The 16,119-nt window shown below is 55.3% G+C and carries 13 protein-coding genes; 7 read left to right on the top strand and 6 right to left on the bottom strand.

Annotated elements, in window-relative coordinates; translation table 11 throughout:
- Nucleotides 1-86: 86 nt before the first annotated feature.
- From F1542_RS04290 to F1542_RS04275, 4 genes are all read right to left on the bottom strand, one after another.
- On the bottom strand, nt 87-716 hold the full coding sequence (locus tag F1542_RS04290) for a sigma-70 family RNA polymerase sigma factor (RefSeq protein ID WP_193731947.1): 630 nt from the start codon (nt 714-716) through the stop codon (nt 87-89).
- Between the two features lie 262 nt (nt 717-978).
- Nucleotides 979-3,489 (bottom strand): TonB-dependent siderophore receptor, encoded by a 2,511-nt coding sequence (locus tag F1542_RS04285; RefSeq protein WP_193731946.1) that lies wholly within the window; start codon nt 3,487-3,489, stop codon nt 979-981.
- A 176-nt stretch (nt 3,490-3,665) separates the two neighbouring features.
- On the bottom strand, nt 3,666-4,658 hold the full coding sequence (locus F1542_RS04280; RefSeq protein WP_193731945.1) for a FecR domain-containing protein: 993 nt from the start codon (nt 4,656-4,658) through the stop codon (nt 3,666-3,668).
- Between the two features lie 99 nt (nt 4,659-4,757).
- The gene (locus F1542_RS04275) at nt 4,758-5,267 is read right to left on the bottom strand and encodes a sigma-70 family RNA polymerase sigma factor (RefSeq protein ID WP_193731944.1); all 510 of its coding nucleotides are present in this window, start codon (nt 5,265-5,267) and stop codon (nt 4,758-4,760) included.
- Nucleotides 5,268-5,502: 235 nt separating this feature from the next.
- Here F1542_RS04275 and F1542_RS04270 point away from each other — a divergent pair, with 235 nt between their 5' ends.
- Nucleotides 5,503-6,684 (top strand): PepSY domain-containing protein, encoded by a 1,182-nt coding sequence (locus F1542_RS04270; RefSeq protein ID WP_193731943.1) that lies wholly within the window; start codon nt 5,503-5,505, stop codon nt 6,682-6,684.
- Nucleotides 6,685-6,742: 58 nt separating this feature from the next.
- On the opposite strand, the gene F1542_RS04265 is transcribed toward F1542_RS04270, so the two are convergent.
- Complete coding sequence (locus F1542_RS04265; RefSeq protein WP_193731987.1) at nt 6,743-7,036, bottom strand: DUF6525 family protein; 294 nt, start codon at nt 7,034-7,036, stop codon at nt 6,743-6,745.
- A 7-nt stretch (nt 7,037-7,043) separates the two neighbouring features.
- On the opposite strand from F1542_RS04265, the gene F1542_RS04260 reads away from it, so the two are divergent.
- From F1542_RS04260 to F1542_RS04240, 5 genes are all read left to right on the top strand, one after another.
- The gene (locus F1542_RS04260) at nt 7,044-7,505 is read left to right on the top strand and encodes an IS5 family transposase (protein WP_346011771.1); all 462 of its coding nucleotides are present in this window, start codon (nt 7,044-7,046) and stop codon (nt 7,503-7,505) included.
- Nucleotides 7,506-7,856: 351 nt separating this feature from the next.
- A complete protein-coding gene (locus F1542_RS04255; RefSeq protein ID WP_227672461.1) occupies nt 7,857-8,876 on the top strand; it encodes a glycosyl hydrolase family 8 in 1,020 nt (339 codons plus the stop codon).
- Entirely contained in the window at nt 8,873-10,171 is a 1,299-nt protein-coding gene (locus F1542_RS04250; RefSeq protein WP_193731941.1) for an HlyD family secretion protein, read from the top strand. The genes F1542_RS04255 and F1542_RS04250 overlap by 4 nt, the downstream gene beginning before the upstream one ends.
- Before the next feature lie 108 nt (nt 10,172-10,279).
- A complete protein-coding gene (locus F1542_RS04245; RefSeq protein ID WP_193731940.1) occupies nt 10,280-12,124 on the top strand; it encodes a glycosyltransferase in 1,845 nt (614 codons plus the stop codon).
- A gap of 54 nt (nt 12,125-12,178) precedes the next feature.
- Nucleotides 12,179-13,672, top strand: a complete 1,494-nt coding sequence (locus F1542_RS04240) for a TolC family outer membrane protein (protein WP_227672460.1) — start codon at nt 12,179-12,181, stop codon at nt 13,670-13,672.
- Nucleotides 13,673-13,681: 9 nt separating this feature from the next.
- On the opposite strand, the gene F1542_RS04235 is transcribed toward F1542_RS04240, so the two are convergent.
- Nucleotides 13,682-13,879 carry a transposase gene (locus F1542_RS04235; RefSeq protein ID WP_408886228.1) on the bottom strand — a complete coding sequence of 66 codons (198 nt, stop codon included), beginning with the start codon at nt 13,877-13,879 and terminating at the stop codon, nt 13,682-13,684.
- Between the two features lie 438 nt (nt 13,880-14,317).
- On the opposite strand from F1542_RS04235, the gene F1542_RS04225 reads away from it, so the two are divergent.
- Nucleotides 14,318-15,853 carry an ATP-dependent endonuclease gene (locus F1542_RS04225; protein ID WP_193731939.1) on the top strand — a complete coding sequence of 512 codons (1,536 nt, stop codon included), beginning with the start codon at nt 14,318-14,320 and terminating at the stop codon, nt 15,851-15,853.
- Nucleotides 15,854-16,119 lie beyond the last annotated feature (266 nt).

Raw genomic sequence — 16,119 nt, 5'->3', positions numbered from 1 at the left:
GCTTTGCAGGCAGGACATGCGCCTTCACATCTCCCTTTCTGTCTGACGATTGAACGGCATGGAAGTTAACACCGGCCGGTGGGGCTTCATTCTCCACCCAGCTGCCCGGTAATCCGTTGGAAGGCCTGCCGGAGCATGGCATGCACGCGCGGGGAACTGACGCCGAGGATCTCGGCCACTTCACGCTGTTTATGGCCATAGAGCTGGCTCAGTTCAAACGCGCGGCGGGTGCGCGGGGGCAGGCCGTCAAGGCAGGCCAGCACGCGGCGGAGTTCATCCTGGCTGGCAAGCTGGCGTTCGGGCGTCAGGATTTCGATGGCATCGGCGCGCGGGATATCCACGTCCCCTGCCCCGTCAGTGCATGTGGTCCGTCTGTCGGGAGAACTGATGGCCTGCGCATAGGCACGTTCAACGGCTTTTGCCCGGCGTGCATCAATGGCGAGGCGGAAGATCACCCGTTTCAGGTAACCCAGCGGGTGCTGGATGTCCTGTGGCGCGGCCCCGGCGCGGATGATGCGGATATAGGCGTCCTGCACGATTTCCTCGCCCCGCCATGCGCAACCCACAACACGTGCCGCCAGCGCGACCAGATGGCGCCTGTTGCTTTCAAGGACTTCCAGAAAAATCTTGTCCGCGTAGGACACGGGCACCGCCTCCAAGGAGATCGACGCACGGGGCTTTGCCTTGTCGCGCGTCGTATCTCCTGCTGTTTTCATGTCCTGTAATAATAATCATTCGCATGTTCAAGTTGCGCATGATGTGGCCGATGTTTCGTATGTCACCGTCGGGACACATGCGACATGCTTTCTGAATTCTTTGGAAAGTATAGTTAAATCAGTATGTTGAATGAAGCCGTCCAAAAATATCGGACGGCTGTCGCCGCGCGTTGTTATTTCCTGCCGGGATGGATCGTCTGTATGGGATACCTTCGCTGCATCATGCGACAATCGCATAACTGACAGTCAATATTTGCAGTCATTACCAGCTATAGGTCACCTTGCCGATCACATTGCGGTTCGCGCCGATATAGCAGCCTGTATCGGCACCCGCGCAGCCGGGATAGTACCGCTGGTTGAGCAGGTTCTGGGCCATGACCTGAAACAGCATGCCCTTCATCCGTGGGGCTACCGCATCGAGTGAATACTGTGCCTGCGCATCCACCAGCACATAGCTGGGCGTGACATATTCCAGCGTGTTGTCCACCAGCGTATTACCGTTGTAGCGCACGCCCGCGCCGAACCCCAGCCCCCGCAGCGGGCCGTTGCGCAGGTCATAATGCCCCCAGACCGAGAATGTCTGCTTGGGCACCGCAATCGGGCGCTCGCCGGTCAGGTCGCCACTGCCGCGCGTATAGGCCACGTCCTGATAGGTATAGGCCGCGATGATGTTCAGGTTGCGGGTCAGGTCCACATGGGCTTCGAGTTCGATCCCGCGTGAGCGGATGCCGCCGGTCTGGGTATAGAAGTCGATATGGACCGGATCGGTGACCAGCACGTTGCTCTGCTTGAGGTCATACAGCGCGGCCGTGAAAAACCCGTTGAAACCATGCGGCTGGTATTTCAGCCCCACTTCAAACTGCCGTCCCCGCGTGGGTTTGAACGGCGTGCCGTTGAAGGACAGGTTGTTGGCAGGCTGGAAGGATTCCGCGTAGTGGAAATAGGGTGAAAGCCCGATGGGGAACGCATACAGGATGCCGCCACGCCACGTCGTGGCCTGATCGGACTGGTTGAAGCTGCCGCCGCCATCGGTCTGGTCGCGGGTGTCGATGGTGGACCAGTCATGGCGCACGCCGCCCTGCACATGCAGCCTGCCCCATGTCATCTGGTCCTCGCCATATATGCCTTCCTGGTTGGTGGTGATGCTCTGGGCTTCATACAGGTCCAGCTTGCCGATGCTCTGCCCGTACGTGGGGGAAAAGGCATCCAGTGATGGGGCGTCGCCGTAATACAGGTTGGCGGAATCACGGATATTCTGCCAGTTGCCGCCAATGATCACGTTGTGTCTGACCGGCCCGGTGCGGAAATGGCCAAGGATCTGTTCTTCCACCGTGATCGTGTCGAAATGTTCCTCCGACCCGTAGGCGGCGCGTTCCAGCGTGCGGTTGTCATCATCAAGCATCCCGCCCGAGGACACCTGCTGGAAAAACGCCCCCACATTCGCGTAACGGGCAAATGACTTGAACGTCCAGTTGGGCGCAATCTGGTAGCTCAGGCGGTAGTTCACCGCCGTCTGGGTGCGCTTGTAGGTCTCGAAATTGGGGTCGCCGGGGTAGAAATGGTCCGAAATCTTGCCATTCGGGTTGGGCAGGATGGTGCCTTCCAGCGGCGCGGTATCAAAATTGCCGCCACGCGGGTCACGCTGCCAGAAGGCGGACAGCGTCATGGTCAGGCGGTCATTGGGGGTCCATGTCAGCGATGGCAGGACGCCGAAGCGTTCGTTGCGGGTATGCTCGTCCTGCGTGCCGGACGTGGTGGCGGTTGCCGCCACGCGGTACAGCCATTTGCCATCACGGTCGATCCGGCCGCCAAAATCGGCGGTGCCGCGCACGTAGCCGTATGTTCCGCCCTCGACCGAGATGGAGTGGACGGGCGTGGCCGTCGGCTGTTTCGTGGTCAGCACGATGGCGCCCCCGGGATTGGACTGCCCGTACAGGACCGATGGCGGCCCCTTGAGGATGTCGATCCGGTCGAGCAGGTAGGGGTCGATCTGCTGGGTTGCGTAATAGGCGCCGTTGAACAGGCGCAGGTTGTCAACAAACTCATCCGCGCCCGCGGCCCCCTGAAAGCCGCGGATTTCAACCATGTCGAACCGCGTGGTGTAGCCCGATGCCACATCGCCCGACACGCCCGCATTATAGCGCAGGGCCTCGGCTATGGTGCGGGCATTCTGCTGATCCAGCTGCGCGCGGGTTACGACGGATACGGATTCCGGGGTTTCGATCAGGGGCGTGTCGGTTTTGGTGGCGGCACTCGAATTCTTGGGCACAAGCCCGGCCCGCCCCGATGTGGCGTAGACGGCGATCTGCTCCTCTTTCCAGCCTTTTCTGCCGTCCCCGTTCCCCTGCCCTTCCACCCGCACCGGATCAAGGGTGATGGCGGCAGGCGCGCGGATAAGCGAGACGGAATGCGCCCCGGTTCTGTGGTAACTGATGCCCGTGCCCGCCAGAAGGCTGGCAAGCGCCTGTTCCGCTGTCATCTGCCCGCTCACCACCCCTGAGCGTGCGCCCGCTATCGTGGCGCTGTCGAACGCGATCTGCAGGCCGGTCTGCGCGCCAAGGGCGGCAAGGGCGCGGCCCAGCGGCTGGGCGGGAATGCTGAAGGGCTGTGCCGGTGATGGCGTGGTGGCCACGCTGCCCTCAACCGGTGCGGCTGCAGCATGATGGCCCGTGGCGGCACACATGACGAACAGCAGGGCGGACGTGCCCGTAAGCAGGCTGGATCGGGAGGGCCGGATGCAATTGCGGCGGCACGGCAGAAGAACACACGGCATGGTCAGGTCTCACGGGCGGACGGTTGGCATGAAATGCAAACGAATTGCATTCGCGTATATCCATGTCCGTTGAGACGATTTATTTTTAACGTGTGGATGAAACTTTTTTTAGCGGTCCCCTGAAAAAAGCGCTGCGGCGGTGGTTGTGCGTGGCCTGATTGCCCGTTGTGCGCCCATCAGTGGGCTTTGTGGTCCGCCAGCACCAGGGTGAGGCCCGCCGGGAGTGTGACAAGGCTGCCCCCATGCAGCGCGCACAGGGCTTCCAATGCTTCCTTGGGATGATGCAGGTCATACACGCCCCCTACCGGGACGGTGTCGTACTCAAGACCATGGGTCACGATAGTGCCCGGATAGTAGCGGCCCAGCACCGCGACCGCGTCAGAAAACCGTACGTCGTTCAGCACCATCTGCCCCGAACGCCATGAACCGACATCCTCCGGGTCGATCATGCCGCGATGGGCCTGCCCCGTGTGCTGGTCGACCGCCCATGTCTGCCCGGCGGTCAGGCGCAGGGCGGGGCCGGACTGGCGGGATACGCTCACGATCCCCTCGCGCACGGCAACAGTGACATGGGGGCCGGCCATCTGCACATCAAAGGCGGTGCCGATATCGCGCGTCGTCACATTCCCTGCCCTGACGGCAAAGCCACGTTTTCCGTCATGCACGACATTGAAAAACGCCTCGCCAGCCAGCAGCGTAATCCCCCGTTCCCCACCCGAATAATGCACGGCGATGGCGGAATGACCGGCCAGGGTTACCGCCGTTCCATCCGACAGGCTGACCGTGCGGGTTTCGCCCGTTTTCGTGTAATAATCGGCGTGCAGGCGGAACATGAGGTCCGGCGTGGCGAAGGCCAGCAGGCTTGCCGCCACCGGCAGCATGCAGGCCGCCGCAATCCGCAACGGGCGTGCCCGCGCCATTCTGCCAGCCGTCGGTCGCCGGGGTGTCGCGGGCCGGTCATGCGGGGGCGTTACGGGAACCATCTGGCCCGTAAGGGTCCAGGCGCGTTCCATCCGGCGCCATGCCCGCTCATGGTCGGGGTCCTGTGCGTGCCATGCGGCCCATTCCACCCTTACCGTTTCATCATCCGGTGCCTCATTGAGGCGGATTTTCCAGGTGGCGGCTTCCAGCATGGCACGTTCGGCGCCCTGTGTTGGCTGTGTGCTCATCCGTGTTCGCTCCCCTTCGTTCCGCGCCAGTGGCGTTGAACGTGCTGCCAGCAACAGGGACGGCGCAGGTGCCTGTTTTTTAACGCCAGGGGAAAAATTTTATGGCTCCATGTCTGGCAGGGCCGCGGCACAGGCCACCAGCGCGATCTGGATCATCTTGTGCACGCGCGTGGTGGAAACACCCAGAACGGTCGCGATTTCCTGCAATGTGTAGCCACCGATGCGATACATCTCGAACGCGCGGCGGGTGCGTGGCGGCAGGCTGTCCAGGGCATTTGCCACGGTATGCAGTTCCTGCCGATGGCGGCAATGGGCTTCGGGCGATATGGACCCCGCACCTGTATCAGCCAGCAGGGTATGATCGATCTCGGTCGGGATCTGCCGGTGCGCGGCCCGCAGATGGTCAAGCGCCAGATTGCGTATGATTGCGGTCAGATACGCAACAGGGTTGAACACGACCCCCTGCCGCCTGACGGATGCAACCTGAACAAACGCGTCCTGCACGATATCCTCGGCCTGTGCCGCGCAACCGACCATGGATACGGCGAAGGACACGAAACGCGACCGGTTTGCCAGATAGGTTTCCAGAAGGTGATCGGTCGAGGCCACGGCCTGAAGGTTCCTTGACAGCGTGCGTCAGCGCCCGGACGGGGCACGCGCTTCCTTATATGAACATAATAATCATTATCAATAACAAAACGGCACTGTGATGTTTCGATACATTCCGGATTGTCAGACATGCCATTCCTCGGCAGGGCGTTTGGGAAACCGGACGGGCAAATATGCGAACGCGTCTTATTTTCTTTTGTTGCCCTGCCCTGATGGGCGTGCCAAGGCATGCATGATGGCTGTCCTGACCCTGAAAACCGTTCGTCCGGTCCTTGTGCGCCTGCACCGATATACGGGGCTGCTGCTGTCGGGCGTGCTGTTCATTGCAGGTTTGACGGGAAGCATCAGCGTGTTCCGCACGGAAATTGACGCAGCCCTCAATCCCGACCTGTTTGATGCCCCTGCTCCTGCCCCTGCCCATTCGCTGCCGGTTTCAGCATTGCTGGCGCAGCTGAAGCTGCAGCGCCCCGAAACGCAGGTAACCGCCCTGCTCTACCGCCCTCCTGCGGGGCGTGCGATCGAGGTTTATTCGTCCGAAACGGTCGCGGGCAGGAAAGATCCGGTTGAAAGCGAAATCTTTCTCGATCCCGCTACGGGACGCATCCTGGGACTGCGGCCGACAGAAGGGTGCTGTTTCAACCGTCGTGCGCTGATGTCCTTTGTGTACCGTGTTCATTATTCCCTTGATCTGGGCCAGGCGGGCATGTGGGTCATGGGGATCTCGGCCATGCTGTGGTCGATTGACTGTGTGGTCGGCCTTCTCCTGACGTTTCCGTTGCACCAGCCTGCATGGCGGCAGGCATTCTGGCGGCAATGGCGTAAGACATGGGCGATCGGACTGCGGCGTTCTTCCATACGGATCACGTTTGACCTGCATCGGGCCGTCTCGCTGTGGCTATGGGTTGTCCTGCTGGGCATTGCCATAAGCGGGGTGGCGCTGGCGCTTGAGGATGAGGTGTTCAATCCCGTCATCCGGACCATCCTGCCCACCGCGCCGTCCATGGTGGACACACGGCTCCCGGTCCAACCGGTTACGATTGATCAGGCGGAGGGCCTCGCCGCAGGTTTCGTGCAGGCTCATGGCAGCGGCGAGAGACCGGCCGCAGTGCTGCTGGACCCGGATGGCGGGACTGCCATGTTCTACCTTTTCAGCAATCAGGGAACAGAACCTTCCGGGCTGGGAAGTCCCATGGTTACCGTGGATCTGAAAACCGGTCAGATCACGGCAGGTGACATGCCCGGCCAGGGGGCTGCGGGCAATCTGGTCATGCAGATGCAGTTGCCATGGCATAGCGGCAGGATAGCCGGGACTGGCGGCCGTATCCTCATATGCCTATCGGGTCTGGCCGTGTGCATGCTGGTGGTAACAGGCATCATGATCTGGCAACGAAAGCGGCAGGCCCGTCAGGCCAGATAGCCCGACAGACTGCTACAGGGAGCTGAAAAGCCAGAATGGTGGCATTCGGATGCCAGTGTCATCTCGGCACGGTCACGCCGTAGGCTTCGCTGTAGCGCGAGGCAAACGCTTCCCGCTCCAGCCGCTCGCAATAATCAAGATACCGGATCAACGCCCGCTCGGCGCGCATCGTGCGCCCATGGAGCCGTTTGTAATGCTGCCATAGCATCATGACATTGACCGACCAGGCACCATAGGCATGTGTTGCAACCCGGTTGCGGATCACGGCGGGAAGAGCATTGAACGCTGCCCAGTCATCCCCCGCATCGTGCCGCCACATCTCGTGCCGCAGGGTTCGCTCGTTATCTGCCATTGCCTTTGTGGCCCTGCTCAAAAAAGGGGCTTTTCCCCACCATATCGGACGCGCAAAAGGCGGATTGAGCTCAAGACTGCATGCCGTGTGTGATGGGCAGGGCCGGCCTGTCCGCCTGCATCTGACTGCTGGACAGGTCAGTGACTTCAAAGGGGCTGATGTGCTGCTTGCAGATCTTCCCGACGGGACAGAAGAAGTCATCGGTGACCGGGGTTATGACAGCAACCGGATCTGGTTACTGCTTGTAAAACGCAATATTACAGCTTGTGTTTCTCCAAAGAAAAACCGGAAATCAAAACCACCTTACAACTGGCATCTGTATAAAAAGTGCCACCTTATCGAGAACATGTTCGTAAAGCTGAAAGACTGGCGACGTATTGCGACCAGATATGACCGGTGCGGCATACATTCATGTCTGCCATCCAGATCGCAGCAAGTTTCATCTTCTATCTCAAAGAATGATTTCTAAACCTGGGACATGAGTCACGTCCGTGCAACTGTACCATCACGGGTAATGAAGTCTCTATACTCGTTCCGGTTGTAATATATATCTGCCAGAATTCGGATCATTAATAAGTTACTATATCGACATGATATTTCAGAAGGATGCTATTCTATAGATCCGGAAATATCTTTATAAATCAATATATTATACCGTTTTAATAAAATAAGATATATCATGTTGACATATTTTCGCCATATATTATATCAGGAAACAACATTGTGTGAATTCCATGTAGGACCGTAAACCCTGTTTGAATTAGCAATATCACGGCGAAAACTATCCGCTTTATCAGCCTGTACTGCTATTTTTTCATTAATGGCAAAGATGACCGGTGCACGCGCACAGGACTATACCATCGGGAACTGGGGGGAATACAAGAAACGCTTCCTGTTACCGGAAGGCCGTATCTGTGACACTGGTAATAAAAATATCTCACATAGCGAAGGCCAGGGGTACGGACTATTATGTGCGCAGCATTTCAACGACCGTGAAACCTTTGATCTTATTCTGAAATGGACTGATCAGTGGTTGAGCCGTCCCAAAGATGCCCTGCATTCATGGCGTTATGTGCCGGATGCGACGGATCATGTCGCGCAGAAACTGTGCGCGACGGATGGTGAACTGCTCATGGCGCTGGCACTGGCGCGGGGCGCCATGCGCTGGAATGATTCCCATCTGCGCGACAGGTCGGCCGCCATTTATGCTGATGTGCTGAAGCAGCTCGTTGCGCAGGTCGGCGACAAGAAGATACTGCGTCCGGCCGATATCGGGTTCGAGACGGGCGATACACACACGATCAATCTGTCCTATTATATTTTTCCCGCCCTGGTTGCCGGGGGGCAGGTTTGCCCCTCCCCCCTATGGGATGCTCTCATCCGGGATGGGGCGGAACTGATGCAGCTTGCCAGGTTCGGCATGTGGAAGCTGCCTCCGGACTGGTTGCAGATTGACAACAGGTCCCTGGACATGATTCCCGCCCCCGGGTGGCCACCACGTTTTTCGTTCGATGCAATCCGGGTGCCCCTTCATTCATGGTGGGGGGGCATATGGGACGAGGATGCCGCGGGTATTTACCATCGTTTCTGGAACGCATGGCCTGAACATAATATTCCCGCATGGATCGATCTGGATACAGGCGAACGGGATAATGGTGCGACACCTGGCGGATATATGGCTGTCGCTACCTGCACTGGCCTGGAAGGTGTTGGTACCCTGCCTGCGGGTCTGCCTGATATTACCCCATATGATGATTATTACTCTGCTTCCTTGAAAATGCTGGCCCATGTTGCATGGGACGAACGTCACAATCCCGATCTGCGGCAAAATGTACGATGACTGAAATAACGGATATTCCTCCTGAACAACCAGATGGCCTGCGTGCCAGACTGCAGCAGGCTCAGGAATATTATAAGAACAACCAGGTCAAATGCCTGCGCATGCTCAAGTTCGGGGGCGCAGGCATAATTGTATTCGCAACCGCACTGGGGCTGCTTTCGCACCAGCAGCTGATTATTTCGTCGGATGCGGTTGTGTCCGCATATACGACTGACGTACGCGCGCCAATTTCAGGTCGGCTTGAAGTCGCCATTCCATCTGTTGGCACCCATGTAAAAGAAAAGATGGTGCTCGGCCGGATTATCAATGACCGGGCTGAACACATGACCTTTCTGCACCTGCAGCAGCAGCTTGCGCAGGTTGAAACGGATCTGCAGGCCTATCAGGCTGAAAATCAAGAACTGACCACGATGTACGATCGCCTTCGCAAGCGTGGTGAAGATTACAACAAGCTTGAGGCCGAATATATTCGCAGCGAAGTCGAACAGGCGCGCGCGGAAGAAGGGCAGCAGGCCGCCAAACGGGCGCTGGCATCGCGTGATCTGCAGCGCCAGCAGCAGTTGGCCCAGGAAGGGTGGCTGTCTGGTGCCTATCTGGACAAATACCGTACCCAGCTTTCCACATCCAGCCATGGTGTCAGCGCCAGTAATGAACGTATCAATTATCTGGCGGTAAAGGCCACGGCGGCTGAAAACGGGTTCCAGCTTGACAGCGGTTCCAATGACACGCCCTATTCCGCCCAACGCGCTGATGAAGTGCATCTGCGTATCGCAGATATCACCCGTCAGATCGCCAGCCTGACCGCCCAGAAACATGGTTTGGAGCACGAAGTCGCTGAAGCCCGTGTAGAGGATGCGCAACTCAGCGATACCGTGCTGCAGGCCCCTACGGCCGGCATGATCTGGAATATCCGGCATCTGGGTGACGGCAGGGTTTTCCAGGCGGAAAGCCTGTTTCAGATTGTTGATGACCAGTCCCTGTTCGTTCTGGCGATTGTACCCCAGAACCGGATTGACGCCATTCGTGAAGGCGGGGTCGCCCGCTTCCGCATCGAAGGCGGCAAGAAGGAATATACGGGACGTGTCGTATCCGTCATTGGTGACAACATCCTGAGTGCCAGTAACCAGTATGCCAGCTTCCCGACTACATCTGCCAGTGGGCGGAATGGGCTGATCAGCATAGCGATACATGTGCCACAATCGGATGCTGCCAACATGATTGGCCGGACAGCGCATGTCGTACTGCCTACTACGGATAATTCCATAATCAAGCGGTTTCTGACCTGGCTTTGGTAACGATTTATGGCTTTCTGGTTTCTTCTTTTATGTGCCTGTTTTCTTGTCATACATTATGGCAATGTAGATCGCATAATTTACAATAAATATTTCAGATTTATATTTGCCATGATTACAGTTTTGATTGGCATACAATATCTGTATTGGCGCATTCATAGTGCAATGCCGCACTATGATTCGTGGATTGCCCAAGGATGGGTATATTTTTTCGTGTTTTTTGAATTTACGGCCATGTGTTCAGGTTTTCTGGGTGTTGTCGTCCTGAGCCGAACCATTAATCGCAGCGAGCAGGCAGACCGTGGCCTGCTGTCACCGTTGCAGCATGCGCCGACAGATGTGTTTATAGCCACCTATAATGAATCATATGATATTCTGGAGCGTAGTATTATTTCCGCTTCTTCCATCATTCACCCAGATTTGCGGGTGTGGGTTCTGGATGATGGAAACCGGGAATGGGTGAAGAAACTTGCGGAAGAAAATGGCGCCCATTACACCTTTCGCATCAAAGGCAAGCATGCAAAAGCAGGGAACGTCAATAATGGCGTAAAAATTGCACGCTCTACCGGGCGAAAGCCTGATTTCATTCTGCTGCTGGATGCGGACTTTACTGTAAAAAACAATATATTGCAGAGAGTTCTTCCAATATTTGAGGAAGAGGATATTGGAATTGTGCAGACACCGCAGCACTTCTTCAACCCTGATCCCATACAGATCAATCTTTTATGTCATACAAGCTGGCCTGACGAACAGCGTGTTTTTTTTAATTCCATCCTTGAATCCAAAGATGCATGGAATGCCGCGTTCTGTTGTGGAACATCTGCTGTTTTCCGGGCTGATGCATTGGAAAAATGTGGTGGTCTTGCCACGGCGACCGTAACGGAAGATATGCTGACGAGCTTCCTTATGTATGAGCATGGATATAGGACCGTCCTGCTGAATGAACAATTGAGCATGGGGCTGGCACCAGAAGGGCTGGCGGAATACATAACCCAGCGCTGCCGCTGGTGCCTGGGTGCCATCCAGCAGATTTACACCCGATGGAATAGTTTTGGGCCGGCAAAAATAGGGTGGGCCAATCGCATATCAATGGCCGATGGTGTTATTGTCTGGGCGGTTATATATCCCTTCAAGATGCTGACGCTTCTTGCGCCCGGTGTTTTCTGGTGGACAGGCGTGACCGTAATTGACTGTCCCATCGAAAAACTGTGGACCAATCTGGGACCATATGCCGTTTTGAATATAGTATTCAATTATATTTATACAAAACGTGGCAATGTGCCTATACTTTCTGATGTCGCGGGAATCGTTTCGGCACCATCCGTGATCATTAGCGTAATGACAGGACTCATAAAGCCGTGGGGGCATCCATTCAAGGTGACGGACAAAGGCGTCGCGCGTGACGGCATTACCATACACTGGGGGTTTATGCGGCCTTTTGTCCTGATACTGGTCTTGATTGTTACTGGCATGATGCGGCATCTTTCCGCATATGATCCGTTACAGTCATCGGCAGGTTATGATTCAGCCATTGTCTGGTCGTTCCTGAATATTTTCCTTCTTGTAGCCGTCTGTGTGGTCTGTATTGAACTGCCAAAACGTCGGCGTGACGAACGTTTTCCCATGGGCGAGGAAGCCATACTGGATAATCAGGGGAAAATAGAAAAAGTCACACTTATGGATCTGTCACTACGTGGGGCGTTATTGCATTTCCCTGGACGATTTGATGAAAAGTATATATCAGAATCAATACTTTCAATTGATAACAACGAAATCATTACACCAATAAAAATTAACAGAATTGTTGACGAAAACACATGCGCTGTCGAATTTGCAGAAGATAAGGAGATACGAAAGAAAATAATAATAAAGATGTTTACCGGAAGGTATAACGCTGAAGTGGACATAAAGAATATATCTACATTAAAATCATGGATAAAAAGAATTTTCGAGTAATTATAAATTTTTATCATAAAAATACTAACAAACGTAACTGCAAAAAGAAATATAATGATGCGTATTCTGTATTGTGCTCTGGCTTCTGTTCCGTTTGGCATTGCGGTCGGCTTCACGAGTAACGTGGCCTATGCGCGATCGCCGGCAAGTCATACATCGGTTATTGTGCCCCCCGCTGTCACAGACATAGCCGTTGACCCTGAAACCCGATCCGCAACGGTTACGCTGGAACAGGCCCTGGCTCGCGCCTATATCGATAATCCCGTCCTGCGTGAGGAACGCGCCATGCTGCGCAGCGTGGACGAGGGGGTTCCCACTGCACTATCGGGATGGCGGCCCAACGTGCAGGTAGGCGCCAATGCATCATACTACTCTGGCGAGTTTCTTATGGCGGCACAGGGGGCCAACAGTGCGTTTGCGCGTAACTACGATGTTCCTGGTTATGATGCAGGCGTTATGATCACGCAGCCCCTTTTTCGTGGGGGGGCAACCATAGCCTCGACACATAAGGCCATCAATAACGTCCACGCGGAACGGGCCCGTCTGGTCGCAACGGAACAGCAGGTGATGGAAGACGTCATCAGTGCTTATGTTGGTTTGATTGAAACCCAGAAAATTCTCGAACTCTCCATCAATAATGAAAAAGTGTTACAGGCACAGTCAGATGCAACGCGCAGCCGATTTGGGGCTGGAGATGTGACACGAACGGATACAGCGCAGGCTGATACGGCACTTTCTATCGCCCATGCGACACGTCAGGACGCAGAAGCCGCTGCCGAGAACGCAAAAGCCCGTTATATGCAGGTGGTGGGAGATATTGCGCCAGATCATCCCATTATGCCCTCCCCCTACAAGGTAGATGTCAAAAATGAAAAAGATGCCGTTGTCATAGCAAAGCAAAATAACCCGAATATCTTGTTTGCGACGTCTTCAGCACTTGCTGCAAAAAATTCCGTTTCTGTTGCCATGGCCGCACTACTGCCGAAGATCTCGGTCAATGCCGGATATGATCACAGCATTAATCAAAGCGATGGTCGATCGGAGCTGGACAATAAATTCGTCATGCTCAGTGCGTCCCTTCCGTTATATCAGGGTGGAGCAGAATATGCCGCTGTCCGGCAGGCACGCCAGCAATGGGAGGCGGCACAGCGTGCCGTTGACGTGCAGAACCGTGCTGTTACACAACAGACCATTACGTTCTGGAACCGTATGCAGGCTTATCGGCAGGAAATCGAAAGCACACGCTCAGCGGTGGAGACCAGCGTTATTGCCGTCCGTGGTGTTGAACGTCAGGCAATGGTGGGTACCGGCACGACCCTGGCAGCATTGCAGCAACAGCAGACCGCACTGATAGCCCAGGTTGCCCTGGTTCGTAGTCAAAGCAATTATATCCGCGCCAGCTATGGCATGGCGGCTGCTTTAGGCCGCCTGAACGCAGAAACCCTTAACCTTGATGTCCCGCATTATGATGAAAAAGCCTATTATCATGATGTAAAGTTCAAACTGTTCGGTCTTGGAGATTATGCTCTCCATCAGCCGGGCCGTTAGGACGTGTCGTCAGTTAATCCCTATGATGGCGGAAACGAACTGCACTGCTGCGATGAAGGTTGATTTCAGCTTGTCGTAGCGTGTTGCAATGCCTCTGAACGGCTTCAGTCTGGCGAAGAACCGTTCAATGATGTTTCGTTGTGAATAGCCCAGACGTGCTTTTCTTTGAGCGCCCGCTTGGCGCCAACCATTTTTCCTACATTCCAGGGTACGGACGCCTTCAGCGCAGGTGATGAAAAACGTGTTTCCTTCTCCATGATACTTTCTCCTGATCAACTGCAGATGCAGCAATCAGAAGTCTGGATGAAGATATGGGCGGATAACGAGAACTATTGCAGACCGTCCACTTTCCGGAATCTTGAACGGCTCTTCTTATGACTGACATGGGGGGTAAACGGAATGTCCGCGGTTAGGATAAGAACCACCGAGATAGACATACAACCCCTTGCAACCCAACGAGGGGGACGCGACGGTGTTGACACGCGTGGTCGAATTTCGCTGTCTAACAATCAGGATTGAAAGGAGATTTTGGTGCTTATTGAGGAAGTAAGGTTTTGCTTTGGCGCTAGCCAAGGATCAGTTCCCCTGGTGTTGGACGCGCCTGCCGTTACCATCTTCGTTGGACCAAACAACTCAGGGAAGAGTATGGTTCTGCGCGAAATTGCCGAATTCAGTAGTAGAGGAGATACCCATCGTACAATTCTTGATGGGCTCAAATTCCGCAAACACTCCGCTCAAGAAATCGACGCGATCCTTAAAGCCTGGACGGACAACACGCCCCTGCCGGGAGTACGGAATTCTCCTAATCATATGCACCTCAAGGTTGGAACCTGGCGGACACAAGTCCACATCCATAGTTTCCGCCAAAGTCTGCAGAATCCTGATCAGCACATAAATCACTTCGCTCAAAACTACGCAGCTGGTCATATGCTCATTCTCGATGGGCCAAGCAGGATTGGCTTGACCGCGGAACAGAACAGAGGCGACCTGAAGGATCCGCAAAGCACTTTTGCTCGGCTTCTAACAGACGATTCTCGCCGACAGTCTCTAAGGGATATTTTGTTTGATGCCTTCGGCCTTTATCTAGGCATGGACATTTCCGAGGGAGCGTCAATCCACCTTCGATATGGGAATACGGCCCCACCAAACGAGCGCTCCGTCGAGGACCCCACGCTGGAATGGATGAGGAATGCTCTTCCTGTCAATCAGTGGAGCGACGGAATGAAGGCCTTCACGGGCATGCTGTTATTACTGCGCGCAGGCGACCCGAAGATCATGATCATCGATGAACCGGAAGCCTTTCTGCACCCAACCCTAGCCTACAAACTTGGTCGCGAAATCGCCCAGACTGCAAGTCAAGGCGACAAGCAGGTTTTTGTATCGACCCATAGTAGTCAGTTCCTAATGGGCGCGATCCAGTCGGGCGCGAAGGTCAATGTTGTCCGCCTGACCTATCAGCAAGGCAGTGCCACCGCTCGCATGCTTTCGAACGATGACATCCGTGTCATGATGCAAGAGCCACTTTTACGGTCTGCAAATGCTCTATCGGGCGTCTTTTACGAAGGCGTCGTGGTCACCGAAGCGGACGCGGACCGCGCCTTCTACCAAGAGCTCAACGAGCGGCTTCTGGCAGAGGAATCTGGACGAGGCGCGCCGAACACTCTTTTCCTCAACGCCAACGGGAAGGATTCAGTGAACAAGATCGTCGGGCCGCTTCGGGCACTTGGGATACCCGTTGCCGCCATTCTTGACATTGATGCACTCAACCCCGAGACCAACTTTCCGGTTCTCTTAGATGCCATAAGTTACCCGAAGCCCCACAATTCTATAAAATTGGAGCGCACAGGCGTCTGGTCAGACCTTATCTCAGACGACAAGAAGCCCAAGTCGGATGGCGGAATTGCGCTGCTCAATGGCGCTGCGAAGGAAAAGGCCGAGAATCTTTTCGACCGCCTCGACCAATATGGCTTGTTCGTCCTGAGGGGGGGCGAAGTCGAGCACTGGCTGCCGGGATTGAGCGTTCCCAGAAGCAAAAGGTGGCTACGCAACATCTTCGAGGCACTGGGAAACGATCCGAAAGCTCTCAACTATGTTCATCCAGGTGACGACGATGTCTGGGCATTTGTCGACAGGGTTGCGGCCTGGATCAAGAACAAGGCACGACGTGGGATTCCTCTTTGACGCTCAGCGTGCGGAGGCGGGTTACACTTTCCTATGCCTGAAGTGCCCTCGATCGACTACGCACGCCGTTATCACTCAGTGACCGCAAGGCCGTCGATCCCCTTGCTGATCTTGGCACAGATGGCAGATCATAGGAATTTCTGAAGGCTCGTCAGGTGAACGAAAAAGGGCGTTTCGCCGACGTCGCTTGAAATCGCGGAATGGCAGGTTTTGGGGCTGGGGAAATAGGAACTGAATGGCCACAAAGAGGTGAAACCTGCTTTCTC

The sequence above is a fragment of the Komagataeibacter sp. FXV3 genome, from assembly GCF_015155755.1.
Taxonomy (GTDB): domain Bacteria; phylum Pseudomonadota; class Alphaproteobacteria; order Acetobacterales; family Acetobacteraceae; genus Komagataeibacter.
Note: the sequence above shows the minus strand (reverse complement) of the source record. Positions and strands in the feature narration are given on the sequence as shown.